Genomic DNA, 18,961 nt, shown 5'->3' with positions numbered 1-18,961 from the left:
CCGCCGCCACCGCGGTCTCAGCCGCCCAGCGCCTCGATCGCCCGCAGGATCCGCTGCTCCGACACCGGGTACGGCGTCCCCAGCGGCTGCGCCCACAGGCTCACCCGCAGCTCCTCCAGCATCCAGCGGACCTGCAGCGTGCCCTCCTCGTCCCGCCGGTCCGGGGGCAGGACGGCCAGCAGCTCGTCGTAGGCGTCGCGCATCCGCAGCATCACGCTGGTCCGGTCCCGGTCGCGGTGCGGGTCCTCCTGGAGCTTGACCAGCCGGCGCTCCACCGCCTTGAGGTAGCGGAGCAGGTCCGGCAGCCGGCGGTGGCCGGTGTCGCTGACGAAGCCCGGATGGACCAGCTCGGCCAGCTGCGCCCGGATGTCGGTCAGCCCGGTGATCAGCAGCAGGCTGTTGCCGATGCTCTTCAGCCGCTCCTGCACCCGGTGGTTGACGGCGAGGATGTTGGCGACCTTCACCACCGTGTCGGCCGTGGTGTCGTAGAGCTCGGCGCGGACCGAGTCCCGGAGCCGGGCGTAGTCCTTCTCGTCCCAGGACGGACCGCCGGCGTCGGCGATCAGCTTGTCGGTCGCGGCGGCCAGGCAGTCGGCGAACAGCGCCTCGGTGCTGCCGTGCGGGTTGGCCGCCAGCGCCAGCTTGGCGCCGTTGCCCAGCCGCGACTGGATCGAGTTCACCGGTGAGCTGACCCCGAGCAGCAGCAGCCGACGGGTCCCGGCCAGCATGGCGCGCTGCTGGGCGCGCGGGGTGTCGAGCAGTCGGACCGAGACCGAGTCGCCGTCGTCCACCAGCGCCGGGTAGCCCTTGACCGTCTGGCTGCCGCGCTTCTGCACGAAGACCTGCGGCAGCTCGCCGATGGTCCAGTCCTTCAGCCCGCGCCGCTCAAGGCCGCCGGCCGCCTCGGCGATCGCGGCCTGGGTGCGGGTCTTCAGGTCGAGCTTGAGCGCGTCCAGGTCCTTGGACTCGGCCAGCTTCCGGTTGGGGTGCTTGGCGTCGCTGTCGTCGACCACCCGGAAGGTGATCCGCAGATGGTCCGGGACCGCCTCGTAGTTCCAGCTGTCGCGCGGCACCGGGATCCCGCGCAGCCGGTGCAGCTGCCACTCCAGCAGCTCCACCAGCGGCTTGTCCTCGGTGCCGCCGGTACCGGGGCCCTGCTCGGCGGCGGCCGCGGCGGCCAGGCCGTTCATCACGTGCTTGGCGAAGTCCGGGGCCGGGACGAAGTTGCGCCGCAGCTGCTTGGGCAGCGAGCGGATCAGCGCGGTCACCAGGTCCTCGCGCAGCCCCGGGATCTGCCAGTCGAAGCCGGCCGGGCGGACCTGGTTCAGCAGCGTCAGCGGAATGTGGACGGTCACGCCGTCCTGCTCCGTACCGGGCTCGAACTGGTAGGTCAGCGGGAGGACGATCTCGCCCTGCCGCCAGACCGAGGGGTAGTCGCGCTCGGTGACGGAGGCCGCGTTGTCGTTGACCAGCAGCTCGGGGGTGAAGGTCAGCAGGTCGGGCCGGGTCCGGTGGATCTTCTTCCACCAGCTGTCGAAGTGCGCCCCGGACACCACGTCGGCGCCGATCCGCTGGTCGTAGAAGTCGAACAGGGTCTCCTCGTCGACCAGGATGTCCCGGCGGCGGGCCCGGTTCTCCAGCTCCTCGACCTCGTCCAGCAGCTTCCGGTTGTCGTGGAAGAAGCGGTGGTGGGTCCGCCACTCGCCCTCGACCAGGGCGCGCCGGATGAACAGCTCCCGGGAGAGCTCGGGGTCGATCGAGCCGTAGCCGACCCGGCGCTGGGCGACCAGGGTCACCCCGTAGAGGGTGACCTTCTCGAAGGCGACGACCTGGCCCCGGTCCTTCTCCCAGTGCGGCTCGCTGTAGCTGCGCTTCAGCAGGTGCTGCGCCTGCTCCTCGATCCACTCCGGCTCGACCTTGGCCGCGATCCGGGCCCAGAGCCGGGAGGTCTCCACCAGCTCGGCGGCGATCACCCAGCGCGGGGTCTTCTTGAACAGTGCGGAGCCGGGGAAGATCGCGAACTTGGCGCTGCGGGCGCCGAAGTACTCCTGCTTCTCGGCGTCCTTCAGCCCGATGTGGGAGAGCAGCCCGGCCAACAGCGAGCGGTGCACCGCGTCGCCGTCCACCTCGTCGGAGGGGTGGCCGACCGCGATGTCGAGGGACTTGGCCACCTGGCGCAGCTGCGCGTCGATGTCCTGCCACTCCCGTATCCGCAGGTAGTTCAGGAACTCGGACTTGCACATCCGGCGGAACTGGCTGGAGGACAGCTCCTTCTGCTGGTCCTTCAGATAGCGCCAGAGGTTGAGGTAGGTGAGGAAGTCGGAGGTCGGGTCGGTGAAGCGGGCGTGCAGCTGGTCGGCGTGCGCCCGTTTCTCGACCGGGCGCTCGCGCGGGTCCTGGATGGACAGCGCCGCCGTGATCACCATGACCTCGCGGACCACGCCGTGCCGCTCGGCCTCCAGCACCATCCGCGCCAGCCGGGGGTCGACCGGCAGCGCCGAGAGCTTGCGGCCCATCGGCGTCAGCTTGTTGGTGCGCTCGGAGGTGTCCAGCGCGCCCAGCTCCTGGAGCAGGTCCACGCCGTCCTTGACGTTGCGGCGGTCCGGCGGCTCCAGGAACGGGAAGGCGGCGATGTCGCCCAGGCCGGCGGCGGTCATCTGCAGGATGACCGAGGCCAGGTTGGTGCGCAGGATCTCCGGGTCGGTGAACTCGGGACGGGAGAGGAAGTCGTCCTCGGAGTAGAGCCGGATGCAGATGCCGTCCGAGGTACGGCCGCAGCGGCCCTTCCGCTGGTTGGCGCTGGCCTGCGAGACCGCCTCGATCGGCAGCCGCTGGACCTTGGTGCGGTGGCTGTAGCGGGAGATCCGGGCCGTGCCCGGGTCGATCACGTAGCGGATGCCGGGGACGGTGAGCGAGGTCTCCGCGACGTTGGTCGCCAGCACGATCCGGCGGCCGTTGTGCTGCTGGAAGACCCGGTGCTGCTCGGCCGAGGACAGCCGGGCGTAGAGCGGGACCACCTCGGTGAAGCGGAGGTTGAGCTTCTCCAGCGCGTCGGCGGTGTCCCGGATCTCCCGCTCGCCGGAGAGGAAGACCAGGATGTCGCCCTGGCCCTCGCGGCCCAGCTCGTCGACGGCGTCGCAGATCGCCTGGACCTGGTCGCGGTCGCGGTCGACGTCGCTCTGGGCGTTGCCCTCCTCGTCCTCGTCCTCAAGCTCCTCGACGATCGGGCGGTAGCGGACCTCGACCGGGAAGGTCCGGCCGGAGACCTCGATGATCGGCGCGTCCTCGCCGCTGCGGGGGTCCGCGAAGTGGTGGGCGAAGCGCTCCGGGTCGATGGTGGCGGAGGTGATCACCAGCTTGAGGTCGGGACGCTTGGGCAGCAGCTGCTTGAGGTAGCCGAGGATGAAGTCGATGTTGAGGCTGCGCTCGTGCGCCTCGTCGATGATCAGGGTGTCGTACTGGCGCAGCAGCCGGTCGTTCTGGATCTCGGCGAGCAGGATGCCGTCGGTCATCACCTTGACGGCGGTCTCCGGGCCGACCTGGTCGGTGAAGCGGACCTTCCAGCCGACGGTCGAGCCCAGCTCGGTGCCCAACTCCTCGGCGACGCGCTCGGCGACCGTGCGGGCGGCGATCCGGCGCGGCTGGGTGTGGCCGATCAGGCCGCGCACCCCGCGCCCGAGTTCCAGGCAGATCTTCGGGATCTGGGTGGTCTTCCCGGAGCCGGTCTCACCGGCGATGATCACGACCTGGTGGTCCCGGATGGCGTCGAGGATGTCCTCGCGCCGGGCGCTGACCGGCAGCGACTCGGGGTAGGTCGGGGTCGGGATCGAGGCCCGACGGTTGGCCAGGCGCAGCTCCGCCGACTCGATCTCGCCGGCCACCCCGGCCAGCTGGCGCTCGCGCTTCTCGGGTTCGCGGACCTTGCGCAGCCCCTCCAGCCGACGGCCGAGCCGCTCCTCGTCGCGGAGGGTCAGCGCGGGCAGCCGGGCCGCGAGCTCGGCGACGGTCGCGGTAGGCGTCGCAGCGGTGGTGACGTTGTCGGTCGCGGTGTTGGTCGCGGTCGCGCTGTCGGCCGCGGGTGCGTCGAGGGCCGGTCCGGCGGTGCCGTCCTCGGCGCCCGTCGGAGCGGCCGCGGCGGCGTTCTGGCGGCGCGGACCACGTCGGCGCGGAGGACGGTCGCCGCGCGCGCGTTCGCCCGGTGCCCGTTCGCCGGCCGCGCGTTCGCCGGCCGCGCGTTCGCCGGCCGCGCGTTCGCCGGGGTCGGCGGCGGGGTCGGACGCGGACGCGGGCGGGTGCTCGCCCGCAGCGCGCTCGCGGCCGTGCTCGCCCGCGCGCGCGGGACGGGGACGGCTGCGGCGGGGGCGACTGTTCTGCGCGGCAGCGCCGGACGCCGAGGAGCCGTCGGTGGACGGCGGCGGGGCGGAGGCGGCTGCGGCGGACTGGTCTGCGGCGGTGGAGCTCTGCGGGGTACCCATTGCGTCCCCCAGCCTACGCAAGCGGCCCCCTCACCTGTCGAGTCGATATCGCAGCAACCCGTCCAGGTCCGGCTCGCGGTTGAACCCGGTACGGAGCAGGACGCGCTGGGAGGCCTGGTTGTCCGGGTAGGTCGACGCGGTGACGGTGCCGACGGCCGGATCGGTGAAGGCGAAGGCGACCAGCGCGCGGGCGACCTCGGTCGCGTAGCCGAGCCCTCGGGCCTCCGGGGCCAGTTCGTACCCGATCTCCACGGTGCCGTGGAGGTCCGGCGGTCCGTGGTACCCCGCGCCGCCGACGGCGACCCCGTCGGCGGCGCGGACGGTCACGTAGAGGCCCCAGGGCGGACGGTGCCAGCCGACCTCGGCCGCGCGCTCGACGATCCCGGCCAGGTCACGGGTGCCCTGGCCGGGTCCGCCGCCGAGCCAGATCCAGCCGGCGTCCAGCCCGTAGGCCAGCTGCCGGGCGTCGTCGGGGGAGGCGGGATGCAGCCGCAGGCGCTCGGTGGCGATCACGTACAGCAGTATCCCGCTCACGAGCGGCGAGCGGCGATACCCGTCCCACCGTTCGCCCCCGGCCGCGCGGTCCCCCGGCTACGCCTCCGCCCCCACGCGGAGCAGCAGCTTGCCGGTGCTGGCGCGACCGCCGAGCAGGCGCTGCGCCTCCGCCGCCTCCTCCAGCGGGAACTCGGCGCTGACCGGGAGCTCCAGGCCCTCGGTGGCCACCAGCGCGAAGGCCTCGGCGCTCAGCCGGCGCAGCAGCGCCGGGTCGGCGGCGGACAGGCCGAGGATGCTGAAGCCGGCCACGGACAGGCTCTTGGGGGCCAGGTCGGCCATGCCGGCGCTCCACGGCGCGGCGCCGCCGGCGTTGCCGAAGGAGACGGCCCGCCCGTAGCGGGCGAGCGAGGCCAGGCTGCGCTCCCAGGTGCTGCCGCCGACGGAGTCCAGCACCAGGTCGACCCCGCGCCCGTCGGTGGCGGCGGCGAGCTGCCGGTCGAAGTCCTCGCCGACGAAGACCTCGTCGTAGCCGTGCTTCACCGCGAACGCGGCCTTGTCGTGGTTGGACACCACGCCGTAGACCCGGCCGGCCCCGGCCAGTCGGGCGACCTGCCCGAGCGCGGTGCCGACGCCGCCCGCCGCGCCCTGGACCAGCACGCTCTCGCCGGCCCTGAGCCGCCCCGCGTAGTGGATCAGGGCATAGGCGGTGGGCAGCACGGTCGGAAGGGTCGCGGCGGTCCGCAGGTCCAGCCCCGCCGGAACGGCGATGACGGTGTCGGCGTCGGCGAGGGCCACCTCGGCGTAGCCGCCGCCGGTGAGCATCACCGCGACCCGGTCGCCGGGCCGGAACCCGGTCACCCCCTCGCCCAGGGCGCGGATCCGGCCGGAGACCTCCAGTCCCGGCACGAAGGGCAGGGAGGCGACGCGGTAGCCGACGGTCCGGGCCTGGATCTCGGCGAAGTTCATCCCGGCGAAGGCGACGTCGATGCTGACCTGCCCGGGCCCGGGAACAGGCACGGGAACCTCGCGGAGCTGCAGGACCTCAGGTCCGCCGAATTCTTCGACCACGACTGCGCGCACGGTGTACCCCCAGGTAGAGTGTTCGGTGATTTGCGAACACTCATGAGTGTACGGAAACGATCGAACAGTTCAAGCCGATTGCCGAAACCCGAGAGCAGCGAGAACGGAGGACGGAATGGGTCACCGCGCGGCGCCCCGACACAACCGCCCGGAGGACGTACCGGTCGAGACGGTCTTCGCCGCCCTCGCCGACCCGGTCCGGCTGTCCATCGTGCGCCAGCTCGCCGGGAGCGAGGACTGGTCGCGCTCCTGTGGCTCCTTCGACGTGGCCGTCGGCAAGGCAGGTCTGAGTCACCACTTCACCGTGCTGCGCGAGGCCGGCCTGGTCGAGCAGCGCGACGAGGGCGCCCGCCGGGTGAACCGCCTCCGCCGGGCAGAGGTCGATGCGGCCTTCCCCGGCCTCTGGTCGCTGGTCGGTCGATCCCAGGCTTAGCCGTCCACGTGGACGTCCATGATGGTCAAGCCCGGCTGACGGCGGCTGTCTTCAACCCGGTGCGGTAGTCGCCGGGTCAACCCAGGGGTGGGTCGACCCGGCGCCGGATCCCGACTTTCGCCGTACGGGTGCACCCGGCCGGGCCGGTACCGTGCGACTACGGCACCAGCACCGCGCGGCCGGCGACGCGGCCCCGGCCACCGCGCGCAGCACCTCCGCCGCGTCGTCGAGCGGGAACAGCTCCGTGTCCAGGGCGACCCGTCCGGAGGTGACCAGCGCCATCAGGTCGACCAGGTCGCCGTGCGAGCCGATCTGGTTGCCCATGAGGGTGAGTTCGCGGTTGATCAGGTCGAGGTGCTCGATCCGGACGCCGCCGCCGTAGCCGACGACCGAGTAGACCGCGCCCTTCGCCAGCATCCGCATCGCCTCTGCGGGCACCTCGCCGTCGCCGACCAGGTCCAGCACGGCCTCGGCGCCGCGACCGGCGGTGAGGTCGAGTACGGCGTCGGCGGCCGCCTCGGCGGGGACGGCGAGCACCTCGTGGGCGCCGAGGCGGCGGGCGGTGGCCGCGCGGTCCCGGTCCGGCTCCACGACCACGACCCGGGCCGTGGTCAGGATCCGCAGCAGCTGGATCGCGACCTGGCCCACCCCGCCGGAGCCCAGGCAGACGACGGTGGCGTCCGGGCCGGTGAACGGCGCCAGGCGGCGGACCGCGTGCATCGCGGTCAGCCCGGCGTCGGCGAACGGGGCCAGCGGGGCCGGGTCGGTCCCGGCCGGGAGCCGGACCAGGGACCGGGCCGAGGTCCGGAGCAGCTCGGCGTAGCCGCCGGGGCGGCCGTCGACGCCCGGGAAGCGCCAGCTGCGGCAGTGCATGTCGTTGCCCCGGCGGCAGCCGTCGCAGTGGCCGCAGGTCACCGCCGGGTGGACGATCACCGGGTCGCCCGGGGCCAGGTGCCGTACCGCCGGGCCGACCGCGAGGACGTGGCCGCTGTTCTCGTGCCCGAGCGTCAGCGGGAGGGTCTGGGCGAACGCCTCGGCCAACCCGCCGTCCATGATGTGCAGGTCGGTGCGGCACACACCGGCCCCGGCCACCCGGACCACCACGTCCTCCGGGCCGGTCACCTCCGGCTCCGGCACCTCGGCGACGACGACCGGTTCCCCGTAGCCGACGACCTGGACTGCGCGCATGTCTTCATTCCTCTCAGGGGGTGGGAGTCACCGGGGTGACCGTCGGTCAGGGCTCGCGCACCAGGTGGACCAGGGCGCTGGCGTAGTCGTCCGGTCCGAGTACCGGCACCAGCCCCTGGCTGAGCAGCACCGCGCCGTGGTGCACCCGGTCGGCGGCCAGGTCCCGGTAGCGGGCCGCCGGGTCGAGACCGCGCAGTGCCAGCGGCCGTTCCGCCGCCGCGAATCCGCGCGAGGTGCGGTAGGCCAGCACCGCCGTCGCGGAGCCGTCCGGGGCGAGGAACTGCACCGCGCTGAAGTCGTCCCCGGCCGGCCGCAGCCGGTGCCGCGAGCCGTGCTGCACCAGCGGCCTGACCTGCTTGTACGCGGCGACCAGCGCACGGGCCCGGGAGAGGTCGTCCGCGCTCCACTCGGCCAGGTCGCCGCCGATGCCCAGCACGCCCGCCATGGCCACGTGGAAGCGGAAGTCGAGCGGGACGCGCCGGCCGGTCAGCGGGTTGGGGCTGTCGGTGACCCAGGCGGCCATCGCCCGTGCCGGGTACAGCTGGGCATAGCCGTCCTGGATCGCCAGCCGGTGCCGGGCGTCGGTGTTGTCCGAGGTCCACACCTGGTCGACCCGGGCGAGGATGCCCGGGTCGACCCGTCCGCCGCCACCGCTGCAGGACTCGATCCGCAGCTGCGGATGCCTGGCGCGGAGCCGGTCGAGCACGCCGTAGAGGTTGGTCACGTAGTCCCGCCACAGCAGGTCGCCGTCGCCCGGTCCGACCTCGGTGAACGGCCGGTTCATGTCCCACTTCAGGAAGTCGATCCCGTGCTCGGACACCAGCTGGTCCAGCCGGTCCAGCATCCACTCGGCGACGTCCTCCCGCGCCACGTTCAGCACCAGCTGGTTCCGGTGCTCGCTGCGTACGCGGTGCGGTTGGTGCAGCACCCAGTCCGGATGCGCCCGGTACAGCTCGCTCTCCGGGCTGACCATCTCCGGCTCGACCCAGAGCCCGAACTGCAGGCCGAGCGCGCGGACCCCGTCGACCAGCGGGGCCAGGCCGTCCGGGAACCGGTCCGGATTGGGGTCCCAGTCACCGAGTCCGGCATGGTCCCCGGTCCGCGCGCTGCGGCCGGTCCCGAACCAGCCGTCGTCCATCACGAACAGCTCCACGCCGAGGTCGGCCGCCCGCTTCGCCAGCTCCAGCTGTCCGGCGACGGAGACCTCGAATCCGGTCGCCTCCCAGGAGTTGTAGAGCACCGGCCGCAGCTCCTCGGGGTGCGGCAGGACGAAGCGCAGCAGGTGGTCGTGGAACTGCCGGGCGGCGGCACCGAAGCCGCCGTCGGTCCAGGCTCCGGAGGAGACGGGCGTGGTCAGCCGCTCGCCCGGGCCCAGTTGCCAGGTCAGCGGCGCGTGGCCGAAGCCGGCCGAGAGCGCGGCCCGGTCGGCGGTGGTGCGCTCGACGGTGAGCGTCCAACTCCCGCTCCAGGCCAGGGCGCAGCCGAAGACCTCGCCGTGCTCCTCGTTCGCGGTGCCGTCGTCGACCATCGCCCAGGGGTTGGCGTCGTGCCCGGTGTGGCCGCGACGGCTGGTCAGCACCGTCTCCCCGAACGGGAGCGCGGTGCGGTGCAGCCGGGTCTCGGCGGCCCAGCGGCCGCGGACCTGGGTGAGCCGGTAGTCGGCCAGCGGCGGCAGCGGCCAGGTCGCGGAGTCCGCGCGGACGACGGTGACGGCCTCGCCGGCCCCGCCGGTGTCCCCTGCCTCGCCGGTGTGGCGCAGGACCAGGTGCCGGTCGATCACCGCACTGTCGTCCCGCAGCCGGTAGTGCGCGTCGACGGCCAGCGGATAGTGCCGGTCGGCGAAGGCCAGCACCAGCTCGACGCCGTCCGGACGCTGCCGGATCTCGTGGCCCCGGTGCCGGAGCTCCAGCTCCCGCGTCCCGTCCGCGAAGCGCACCGCGAGCTGGGCGTGGCCGAAGCGGAACGCCGCCGCCGGGGCCAGGTCGAGCGGGAGTTCGCTGCCGTCCTCGAACGGCCAGGCGTCGGCGGGCGGGCAGAGGTCGGTGGCCGGCCGAACGTCGGTGGGAGGCCGGTCGTCGGTGGCCGGCCGGTCCAGCAGCGAGGCCGCCTGCTCGGGGGTGAGCCGGACGCCCCAGTGTCGGCAGTGCAACCGGTCCCGGTCGTCGACGTGCAGCACATAGCTGGACGCCGCGGTGGAGAGCAGCCACAGCCGGCGCTCGGGATCATGATGTATCGCCGCGGTGGGCATGGATTCCTCTCTGGTGGTTCGAGCTGTGCGTCGGGTTCCGCCGCTCGCGGGCTCAGCCCTTGACCGCGCCCCCGGTCAGGCCCTTCACGAAGTGCCGCTGGAGCGCCAGGTAGAACACCACGACCGGCAGCGCGGCCAGGAACATCAACCCGAACAGCTGGCCGTAGTTCGACTGGTGCTCGCCGAGCGCGCGGTAGACGCCGACGGTGACGGTGGTGCCGCCGACCGGCCCGAGGATGATCAGCGGATCCAGGAAGTCGTTCCAGATCCACACGCCCAGGAAGATCAGGACGCTGGCGGTGGCCGGCCGCAGCAGCGGGAAGACGACGGTCCAGAACGTCCGCCACCGTCCCGCGCCGTCCAGCCAGGAGGCCTCCTCCAGCTCGATCGGGATCGAGCGGATGAACCCGGCGAAGACGAACACGCCGAACGGCACGTAGTAGCCGACATTGAAGGCGACCATGCCGGACAGCGTCGACATCAGGTGCGCCAGCTGCAGGATCTTGGTGACCGGGACCAGGATCACCTGGGGCGGGACCATCAGCCCGGTCAGCAGCACCAGCATCGCGACCCGGGCGAACCGGCTCCGGGTCCGGCACAGGTAGTGCCCGAGCATCGCGGACACCACGGCGAGGACGACGATCGACAGTCCGGTGATCATGACGCTGTTGATCAGACCGTCCCAGTAGAGGTGGTCCGGCCGGTCCAGCGCGGCCTGCAGGTTGGCGAGGGTCGGCGGCAGCGGCAGCGCGGCGGGGGAGCCGGAGATGCTGTTCCCGGGCTTGAAGACATTGACCAGCACCAGGTAGAGCGGCAGCGCGAAGACCGTGGTCACGGCCAGCGCCAGCACCGGCCGCACCCAGGGTGCGCGCTCCTCCCGCCACGAGTGCGGGCCCCCGGAGCGCGCCGGTGCCGCAGAAGCTTCGGTCCGGCTCACAGTTCCACCTCCCGGCGGTGCAGCAGCCGCAGCACGACGCTGGACACCACGGCCACGATCACCAGCATCACCACCGCCATGGTCGAGGCCATCCCGGTGTCGTTGTCGGTGAAGCCGGTCTGGATGATGCCGAAGGCCACGGTCGCGGTGGTCCCGGTCCCGGGGCCGCCCGCGGTGATCACCTGCACGAAGTCGTAGGTCTTGAAGCCGGTGATCAGCAGCATCACCGTGTTGATGGTCAGCGCGGGGGCCAGCATCGGCCAGGTGACGTGCCGGAACCGGGCCCAGGGGCCGGCCCCGTCCAGGCCGGCGGCCTCGATCAGCTCGTCCGGCACGCCCTGCAGCCCGGCCAGGTAGACCACCGAGCAGAAGCCGAGCAGCTGCCAACTGGCGATCCCGGCCACCGAGTAGAGCGCGATGCCCGGATCGGACAGCCAGCCCGGCGGGTGGTGCACGCCCAGGGACCGGAGGGCGGTGTCCAGCAGGCCGCCGTCGGTCAGCATCGCCTGCCAGACCACGGAGACGACCACCGAGCTCAGCACGACCGGGACGAAGAAGACGCTGCGCAGGATCCGGTAGAGCCGACCGGAGCGGTTCAGCAGCACCGCCACGCCGAGCCCGCCCAGATTGGGCACGATCACGATGATCAGCGTCAGGATCGTGGTCACCCGCAGTTCCATCAGGAAGTCGGGGTCCTGGAACAGCCGGTAGAAGTTCCGCAGGCCGACGAAGCGGGTCTGCGACTGGAAGGCGTTCGCGTTGGTCAGGCTGTAGCCGAGGCTGAGCAGCAGCGGCGCGAGCACGAAGCAGGTGTAGAACAGCAGCCCCGGGGCCCCGAAGCCGAGGAAGTACCCGGCCCTGGAGCGGAGTCGGGACCGCCCGGACCGACCGGACCGTGAGGTCCGCACCGGGCGCGGGCCGCGCGCCGCCTCCTCCGGGCGGCGCGCGGCGCTGTCGGTCACGGTCACGGGGCGACCTCGTAGCCGGCCCCGGCTCGGGTGGCGAAGCTGACCTGGTTGTCGCTGACGGTCGAGGCGACCGCTGCGCCGGTGGAGTCGGTGACGGTCGCGGTGCCGCCGCTCCACGGCAGTTCGACGGTGACCTCCCCACCGACCTGGCTGGTCAGGGCGATCGAGTCGACCGTGCCGCCCCGGATCGCCGAGGAGACCAGGAACGCCCCCTTGGCCAGCAGCGTGAAGGAGGCGTCGCGCGAGCTCGGCCAGCAGGGGAAGACCCTGATCACACCGGCCTCGCTCTGCATCAGCATCGAGTTCAGGGTCTCGGTCGCGCCGGTGGTCTCGATGCCGCCGCCGCCCTGGAACACCGTGTTGTTGCTGGAGCGCCACAGGTACGCGATCGACGCCTTGAACTTCTCGACCAGGTCCTCGGCCGGCCAGCCGGACCGCGCGGCGATGGTGAACTCCTTGGGGAACCCGTTGTTGGCGCTGGGGTTCTTGGCGTCGCCCCAGGAGCCCATCTGGTCGATGGTGTTGATGGCGATCTTGAGCAGCGCCGGGTCCCCGCCGATGGAGAGCTGCTCGCCGGGGAAGATCCCGCCCTCCATGTTGATCGGCTGGTTGCCGGGCTCGAACAGGGCGTACACGGGGTTGCTCGGGTTGTCCACGATCTCGGCGGTGTAGAACACCGTCTCGCCGTTGTAGGTGCCGGTCGGGTAGGCGCTGAGCTTGTCCAGGTAGGACTGCCAGACCGGGACCAGGTCGGCGTCGACGCCGAGGATCGCGGAGGTGGTCAGCAGGGTGTTGATCACCTTCCGGGTGAACCCGAGGTCGAGGTTGGGGTTGGTGTCGTTGCCGCCCTCGTGCGCCGAACTGTGCTGGTAGACCCAGCGGGTGCCGTCCCAGACCGCGAAGTCGCGCCAGAAGGCGTCGAGTTCCTTGAGCAGCGGGTAGAGCTGGGTCTTCAGGTAGTTCTGGTCCCGGGTGTACTCCCAGTGCCAGATCAGCGGCAGCGCGGCGAAGCTGCCGTTGGACTTCTGGTCGGCCGGCAGCTTGGTCCAGTCCTTGGTGGCCGCGACCGCGACGGTGGCCGGCTGGCTCTCGTACAGGTGGAACGGCGTGAGGGTGCGCTGGTAGGCGGTGCCCTGGTACCCGGCCGCGTGGGTGATGTTCCGCTGCCAGGCCACCTCGTTGAGGATGACCTGGCGGTAGGGCTCGGACAGGTCGGCGTGGTTGGAGGAGAAGGCGCCGTAGTAGAGCGCCTCCTCGTTGTAGTTGAGGAAGTAGCGGCCGCCCCACTCCGGGGTGTCGTTGGTGGGCCACTGGCCCCACAGCGAGGGCGCGTCGGCCCCGCTCCGGGTGGCCGAGCCGAGCACGTACTGGGCGTTGAAGTAGAAGGCCTCCAACTGCTGGTCGCCGACCGCGATGTTGGACCGGGTCCAGAAGTCCTGCCAGAAGGCGGTGTGCCCGGCGGCGGCGCTCGTCAGCCAGGAGGCGTCGATCGCGGCCGCGGCGGTGGCGGCAGTGCTCGCCAGCTGGCTCGGCGTGGGCGCGGTCGTGGTGTCCGAGACGTCCTGGGCGTGCGAGCGGTAGACCGTGACCAGGGTGGCGGAGCCGCCGCCGGGCAGGGTGAAGGTGCCGGTGGCGGTGTTCGCGGTGGAGCTGGTGGAGGCGAAGTTCGCGCCGACCAGCCGGGTGGCCGAGGCGATGGTGGCCCGGAGGCTGGGCGGGGTGTAGCCGGTGGCGGTGAAGGTGGGGGACTGGTTCTGCCGGGTCGTCCAGAGCGCGCCGCTCCGCACCCCGGCCCCGGACGGGTAGGTCGCGTCGACCGGCACGGACTGCAGGGCGGAGAGCTTGACCGAGGCGCTCCCGGCCGGGGAGGAGATCTCGGTGACCAGGACGCTGTCGTTGTCGGCGGTCCAGGACCGCAGCGTCACCTTCACCCCCGAGAACGCCAGCACGGTCGTCACCGCCGCCCCGGCCAGATCGGTGGTCATGGCGTAGCCGGCGGCTGTCTTCGCGCCGGGGGCGGAGACGGTCAGCGAGCCGGCGCCGAGCACCGAGCCCTGCCACGTCGTCGCGGTGTAGGTCGCGTTGCCCCAGAAGTTGTGGACGCCGAAGTGGAACGTCTGCTGGGCGGCGGAGGAGTCACCGACGGTCGCACCGAAGTAGCCGTTCCCCAGCAGCATGCCCGGGGTGTACTTGTTGGTGACCACACCGCTGATCGGCGCGGTGACGCTCGGTCCGACCGCGGCGAGCTGCTGCTGGACGCCCGCCCAGTCCACGGCGTTCTCGCGGCCGAACCGGAGCCGACCGGGACGGTGGGCCCCGACCCCGGCGCCGGGCCCGGTCGACCCGGCCGCCGGTCGGCCGCCCCGGCCGGCGGCGACGGCGCTGCCGGCGGTGGTGCCGACCAGCGCCACCGCGCCGGCCCCGCCGATCGCGGCGGTGAGCAGCGCGCGGCGGCTGACGCCCGATCCGGACGCCGGTGTGCCTGTGTTCTCGGTGCTGGACACGTGATCTCCCTCTCTCGGTGGATCGTGCTGGAGCAGCAGCACTGACGAGCTGCTGGTTGCCGGGGATCCGGTCGGGGTCAGCTCGGCGTCAGCGCTCGACGGGGAGCGGGCGCCCGGCGCGGGCCGAGGCGACGGCCGCCTCGACCATGGCGAGGCTGCGCAGGTTGTCGTGGCACTCACCGGCCGGAACCGCGCCGGTGCGCAGCGCGGTGACGAAGCCGGCCAGGACCTCGGCGAGGCCGGGGAACGGCGAGTCCTGGATCGCGACGGGCAGCGGTACGGCCGGCGGTTCGGGCTCGTTCTCCCCGCGCGCGGCGGTGAGCACCGGTGCGGTCACCCCGTCCCAGCGGGCGCAGCCGCCCGCGCCTTCGAGGTACCAGGAGCCGGACCAGGAGGTGAAAGCCGAGCGGGCCGTCCAGCAGCCGGTGAAGGCGAAGGCGAGGTCGCCCTCCATCTCGAAGAGCACGTCCGCCGAGCAGTTGCCCGGGTACCAGGACCAGGGGGTGCGGTAGGTGCGGCCGAACGCCGACACGGCGTCGGCGCCGGTGACGGAGCGCGCGGCGTCGAAGAGGTGGATGGCCATCTCCCGCAGCAGCGGCTCGTCCCACAGGTGGACGTAGGGCCCGGCCTGGTGCGGCAGCCGGAAGTCGATCTCCAACCGGGTCAGCGGGGCCAGGCGCCGGGCGGCCTCGCGCAGCGCGGCCACTCCCGCCAACTGGCGCCGGTCCTGGTTGACCGCCAGCAGCCGCCCGGTCCGCTCGGCGACCTCCACCAGGGCGCGGGCCTCGGCCAGGTTCATCGCCATCGGCTTCTCGGTGAGCACCGCGCAGCCGTGTGCCAGGGCTGCCGTGGTGACCGCCAGATGGGCGGCGGGCGTGGTGGAGTTGATGACCAGGTCCGGCTGTTCGGCCGCCAGCACCGCGGCGAGGTCGGTGCCGGTCCGGACGGCGCCCTGCTGCTCGCCCTGCTGCTCGCGCAGCGCCTCGGCGATCCGGTCGGTGTCCTGGTCGACCCAGCCGACCTGGGTGACGTCCGGGTGGGCGGCGAGCTCGCGGGCCCAGTGCCGGCCCATGAACCCGGCGCCGATCACCACCGCGCGCAGTGGTCCGGGCGTGGTGACGGTCGCGAAGGGCGCGGCCGTCGCGGTGGTCGCGAAGGGCGGGGTGGTCGCGGCCGTCGCGGTCGAGTCCCGGGTCATCGCGCCCACCAGCCCTCGGGGGACTGGGCGTCGACGTAGGGGCTGGCCACCGGAGCGGAGGGCGCGGCCCAGCGCACGGCGTTGGCTATCACGTGCTGCACCTCGGGCTGGTGGTAGACGGGGCACTCCTGGTCCCCGGGACTGAAGTAGAAGATCTTTCCGGCGCCGCGGTGGTAGCACGCCCCGCTGCGCAGCACCTCGCCGCCGCTGAACCAGCTGATGAACACCAGTTCGTCCGGATCGGGCAGGTCGAAGGGCTCGCCGTACATCTCGTCGTGCGGGATGACCAGGGGGTTCGGCACGCCGGCGGCGATCGGGTGGCCGGGCTTGACCGTCCAGACCAACTGCCGGTCCTCGCCGTGCCGCCAACGCCGGTCGCAGCTGGTGCCCATCAGCGCGGTGAACAGCTTGGATCCGGCGCCGGAGTGCAGCACCACCAGTCCCATGCCGGCCAGCACCCGGGACCGCAGCCGGGCCACCGTCCCGTCGTCCATCTCCGCGTGGAGCAGGTGGCTCCACCAGACCAGCACGTCGGTGCGGTCCAACTCCTCGGGGCCCAGGCCGTATCCGGGCTGGTCCTGGGTGGCGGTGGTGATCTCGGCGTCCGCGCCGAACCGCTCGCGCAGGGCGGCGGCCAGCGTGCCGTGGATGCCCAGCGGGAAGCGCGCGGCGATCCCGGGCCGGGTCAGTTCGTGGTGGTTCTCGTTGAACACGAGTATGCGCAAGGGAGTTGTCCTGTTCTGGTTCCGATCCGGCGCAGCTCCGGGCCGCACGGCGGGCGTCAGTTGTTGCTCTGCTCGGTCCACTCGGAGTCGAGGTAGGCAGCGGCGGCCTTGGCCGTCTTGCGGCCGAGCATCACGTCCTCGACCGTGCCGTAGACGACGTTGACCATGCCGGGCAGCAGTGCGTCGTCGCCGGACTCCCAGCTGAACGCCTTCACGACCTGGCCCTGGGTGAGCGCCTTCTGGTAGAGCGCGTAGCTCTCGTCGAAGACCGGACCGGTGGTCGACGGCGGCGTGTAGCCCTTGATCGCCGGGAAGAGCGCGTCGTCCATGACGTTGGCGTCCAGGTTGGTCCTGTCGAGCTGGAAGGCGAGGGCGAACTTCTTGGCCATGTCGAGGTTCTTGGAGTGCGCGTTCACCTCCAGGCCGCCGCCGGTGTAGGCGGGCATGACCAGCTTTCCGTCGTCGGTGGGCCAGGCGAAGACGCCGATGTCGCTCTTGATCGGGCTGGCGTCGGCGGCCGAGGCGAACCAGATGCCCATCGGGTACATCGCGCCGTCGCCGTCCAGGAACGCCTTCTGGCTGTCGGCGTAGTTCCGCGAGAGGCCGGCCCGGTCGATGTAGCCGTCGGCGGCCAGCGTGCCGACCCGGTTCAGCGCGTCGACGAAGTCGGGGTCGGAGAACTTCACCTTGCCGGCGTGCCGGTCGACCATCCAGTTCGGGTCGTTCCGGTAGACCTGGGTGGCCACCGTCGCCGAGAGCGGCAGCACCGCGGCGAAGGGGTCGCTGCCGCCGCCGACCTGGAACGGGGTGATCCCGGCGGCCTTGAGCTTGGCGCTGTCGGCGAGCAGTTGGCTGTAGGTGGTCGGCGGGGCGGCGATGCCGACCTTCGCGAACATCGACTTGCGGTAGTAGACCATCGGGATGGTCTGGGTGTTGGCCGGGAGTTGGTAGACCTTGCCGCCGATGGCGCCGCCGTCGGGCACCTCGAACTGCGTCAACTCCTGTGGCTGCCAGGCATAGAGGTCGCCGGCCTGGGCGAAGCCGGCCGGCGTCACCGCGATCATCACGTCGGGGAACTGTCCGGAGGCCAGCAGCTGCTTGGCGTAGCTGGTGCGGTCGGTGGTCGGTGAGACCAGCCGCTTGACCTTCATCCCCGGGTACTGGTCGGTGATCCGCTCGATGGCCGCGTTCCAGTAGGCCGGGGTGAGGTTCGGCGTCTCGAAGGTCAGGAAGGTGATGGTCCCGCTGTCGCCGCCGGAGGACGTCTGGGTCCCCGAGCCACCGGCGACGGAACAGGCGCTGAGCAGCAGCGCGGCGGCGACGGAGGCCGCGAGGATCGTGCTGGGTCTTGCCAGAGCTGGGTGCCGACGCGATGTCATTGGCTGTCTCCCGCTGGGTGGGTGAGGGCCCGGCGGGGTCCGGCCGCCGAGGTCCAGCGAACGCCGTGAGCGCTCCCGTGAACGTTCCCGTGAGCGCTCACGGGAGTAGCGTGCTGGATGCCCGCAAGCTCGTCAAGAGTCTTCGTCAAATCTCGGTAAGCAGCTTTCCGAGAACGCCCGCTCCGAGAATGCTCAGGAGGAGGAGCGGACCCGGAGAACCGGTTCCAGGACCACCGGCTTCGGCGCCCGGCCGGCCAGCAGCGCCGCCGCCGCGTCCACCGCGAGCTCGCCCATGCGCTGGATGTCCACGTACACCGAGGTGATCGGCGGCTCCACCAGCTCGCCCAGCGGCACCCCGTCGAAGCCCACCACCGCGCAGTCCTCCGGCACCCGCGCCCCCCGGGCGCGCAGCGCCCGCAGCGCCCCGACCGCCATGATGTCGTTGTAGGCGAACACCGCCGTGGTGTCCGGACGCCGGTCGAGCAGCCGGTGGAGGGCGGCCGTGCCGCCCTCCATGGAGCAGGCCGCGTTCTCGATCCGGGACTCGTCGGCGTCCAGGCCCGACTCGCGCGCGGCGGTCAGGAAGCTGACGCGCCGGGCGTCCAGCGGATTGGACGCCCCGTCGAGCATCCCGATCCGGCGGTGGCCCCGGGCGGCCAGGTGCTCCACGGCCTGGCGCACCCCGGCGGCGAAGTCGATGGCGACGCCCGGCGACCGTCCGTTGCCCCAGCCGGCGTCCAGTACCGCGAACGGCACGCCCAGTCGCTGGGCGTGCGTCAGCCCGGCGGCCGACCTCAGGAACCCGGCCCCGACGTCCGCCTGGTCGGCGAGCGAGGTCAGGGTGCGCAGCTCCCGTTCGGAGTCGTCGCCGGTGTCGTACAGCACGACCTGCCAGTCGCGGGCCTGGGCGGCGCGCAGCACACCGGAGGCGAGCTCCGGGAAGAAGGGGTTGCCGATGTCGGAGATGACCAGCCCGAGGGTGATCGTGTCCTGGCGGATCAGTCCGCGCGCGAACCGGCTCGGCCGGTAGTTCAACGTCTGCGCGGCCGCCAGCACCCGCCGCTTGGTCTCGGAGTCGATCTCCGGCTTGTCGTTGACGGCCCGGGACACGGTCTGCCGCGAGACACCCGCCAGGCGCGCCACGTCCTCGATGGTCGCGCGCTTCGGGCGCGCACCCACGTCTTCTCCCGGCTGGGGGCCCGTCTCGGGCGTCATGGGCGGCGGCCTCTCCTGGCACTCGGATCATCGGGGTCGACGGCAGCCACCGTGCTCGGCTGCGCCGCCCATCATAGAGAACGCCTCCAACTGCCAATGCCCCGCCGACAGCCGGG

At 72.4% G+C, this 18,961-nt stretch carries 13 protein-coding genes; 1 reads left to right on the top strand and 12 read right to left on the bottom strand.

Annotated elements, in window-relative coordinates; all coding sequences use genetic code 11:
- Window positions 1–17: 17 nt before the first annotated feature.
- The 3 genes from hrpA to BS75_RS13170 are packed head-to-tail and all read right to left on the bottom strand — an operon-like array spanning window position 18 to window position 6,050.
- Entirely contained in the window at window positions 18–4,475 is a 4,458-nt protein-coding gene (gene hrpA, locus BS75_RS13180) for an ATP-dependent RNA helicase HrpA (protein ID WP_169790758.1), read from the bottom strand.
- Between the two features lie 30 nt (window positions 4,476–4,505).
- On the bottom strand, window positions 4,506–5,009 hold the full coding sequence (locus BS75_RS13175) for a GNAT family N-acetyltransferase (RefSeq protein ID WP_042437184.1): 504 nt from the start codon (window positions 5,007–5,009) through the stop codon (window positions 4,506–4,508).
- A 57-nt stretch (window positions 5,010–5,066) separates the two neighbouring features.
- Window positions 5,067–6,050: a quinone oxidoreductase family protein gene (locus BS75_RS13170; protein WP_034088348.1), complete on the bottom strand. Its 984-nt coding sequence runs from the start codon at window positions 6,048–6,050 to the stop codon at window positions 5,067–5,069.
- Between the two features lie 115 nt (window positions 6,051–6,165).
- Here BS75_RS13170 and BS75_RS13165 point away from each other — a divergent pair, with 115 nt between their 5' ends.
- Complete coding sequence (locus BS75_RS13165; protein WP_034088347.1) at window positions 6,166–6,483, top strand: ArsR/SmtB family transcription factor; 318 nt, start codon at window positions 6,166–6,168, stop codon at window positions 6,481–6,483.
- Between the two features lie 51 nt (window positions 6,484–6,534).
- Here the strand turns inward: BS75_RS13165 and BS75_RS43320 are convergent, their stop codons facing one another.
- From BS75_RS43320 to BS75_RS13120, 9 genes are all read right to left on the bottom strand, one after another.
- On the bottom strand, window positions 6,535–7,671 hold the full coding sequence (locus tag BS75_RS43320; RefSeq protein WP_231607760.1) for an alcohol dehydrogenase catalytic domain-containing protein: 1,137 nt from the start codon (window positions 7,669–7,671) through the stop codon (window positions 6,535–6,537).
- Between the two features lie 46 nt (window positions 7,672–7,717).
- Window positions 7,718–9,919: an alpha-galactosidase gene (locus BS75_RS13155; RefSeq protein ID WP_034088346.1), complete on the bottom strand. Its 2,202-nt coding sequence runs from the start codon at window positions 9,917–9,919 to the stop codon at window positions 7,718–7,720.
- Between the two features lie 52 nt (window positions 9,920–9,971).
- Entirely contained in the window at window positions 9,972–10,769 is a 798-nt protein-coding gene (locus BS75_RS13150; RefSeq protein WP_081983269.1) for a carbohydrate ABC transporter permease, read from the bottom strand.
- Window positions 10,770–10,852: 83 nt separating this feature from the next.
- Window positions 10,853–11,824 (bottom strand): carbohydrate ABC transporter permease, encoded by a 972-nt coding sequence (locus tag BS75_RS13145; RefSeq protein ID WP_231607759.1) that lies wholly within the window; start codon window positions 11,822–11,824, stop codon window positions 10,853–10,855.
- Window positions 11,821–14,328, bottom strand: a complete 2,508-nt coding sequence (locus BS75_RS13140; protein ID WP_034088344.1) for a glycosyl hydrolase family 95 catalytic domain-containing protein — start codon at window positions 14,326–14,328, stop codon at window positions 11,821–11,823. Before BS75_RS13140 ends, BS75_RS13145 begins: the two co-directional genes overlap by 4 nt.
- 88 nt (window positions 14,329–14,416) lie before the next feature.
- A complete protein-coding gene (locus BS75_RS13135) occupies window positions 14,417–15,526 on the bottom strand; it encodes a Gfo/Idh/MocA family protein (protein WP_152645662.1) in 1,110 nt (369 codons plus the stop codon).
- Window positions 15,523–16,251 carry a ThuA domain-containing protein gene (locus BS75_RS13130; protein ID WP_034088343.1) on the bottom strand — a complete coding sequence of 243 codons (729 nt, stop codon included), beginning with the start codon at window positions 16,249–16,251 and terminating at the stop codon, window positions 15,523–15,525. The genes BS75_RS13135 and BS75_RS13130 overlap by 4 nt, the downstream gene beginning before the upstream one ends.
- Window positions 16,252–16,307: 56 nt before the next feature.
- Entirely contained in the window at window positions 16,308–17,630 is a 1,323-nt protein-coding gene (locus tag BS75_RS13125) for an ABC transporter substrate-binding protein (protein WP_081982291.1), read from the bottom strand.
- Between the two features lie 192 nt (window positions 17,631–17,822).
- The gene (locus tag BS75_RS13120; RefSeq protein WP_042437181.1) at window positions 17,823–18,845 is read right to left on the bottom strand and encodes a LacI family DNA-binding transcriptional regulator; all 1,023 of its coding nucleotides are present in this window, start codon (window positions 18,843–18,845) and stop codon (window positions 17,823–17,825) included.
- Window positions 18,846–18,961 lie beyond the last annotated feature (116 nt).

This window comes from Streptacidiphilus albus JL83, from assembly GCF_000744705.1.
Taxonomy (GTDB): Bacteria; Actinomycetota; Actinomycetes; order Streptomycetales; family Streptomycetaceae; genus Streptacidiphilus; species Streptacidiphilus albus.
Note: the sequence above shows the minus strand (reverse complement) of the source record. Positions and strands in the feature narration are given on the sequence as shown.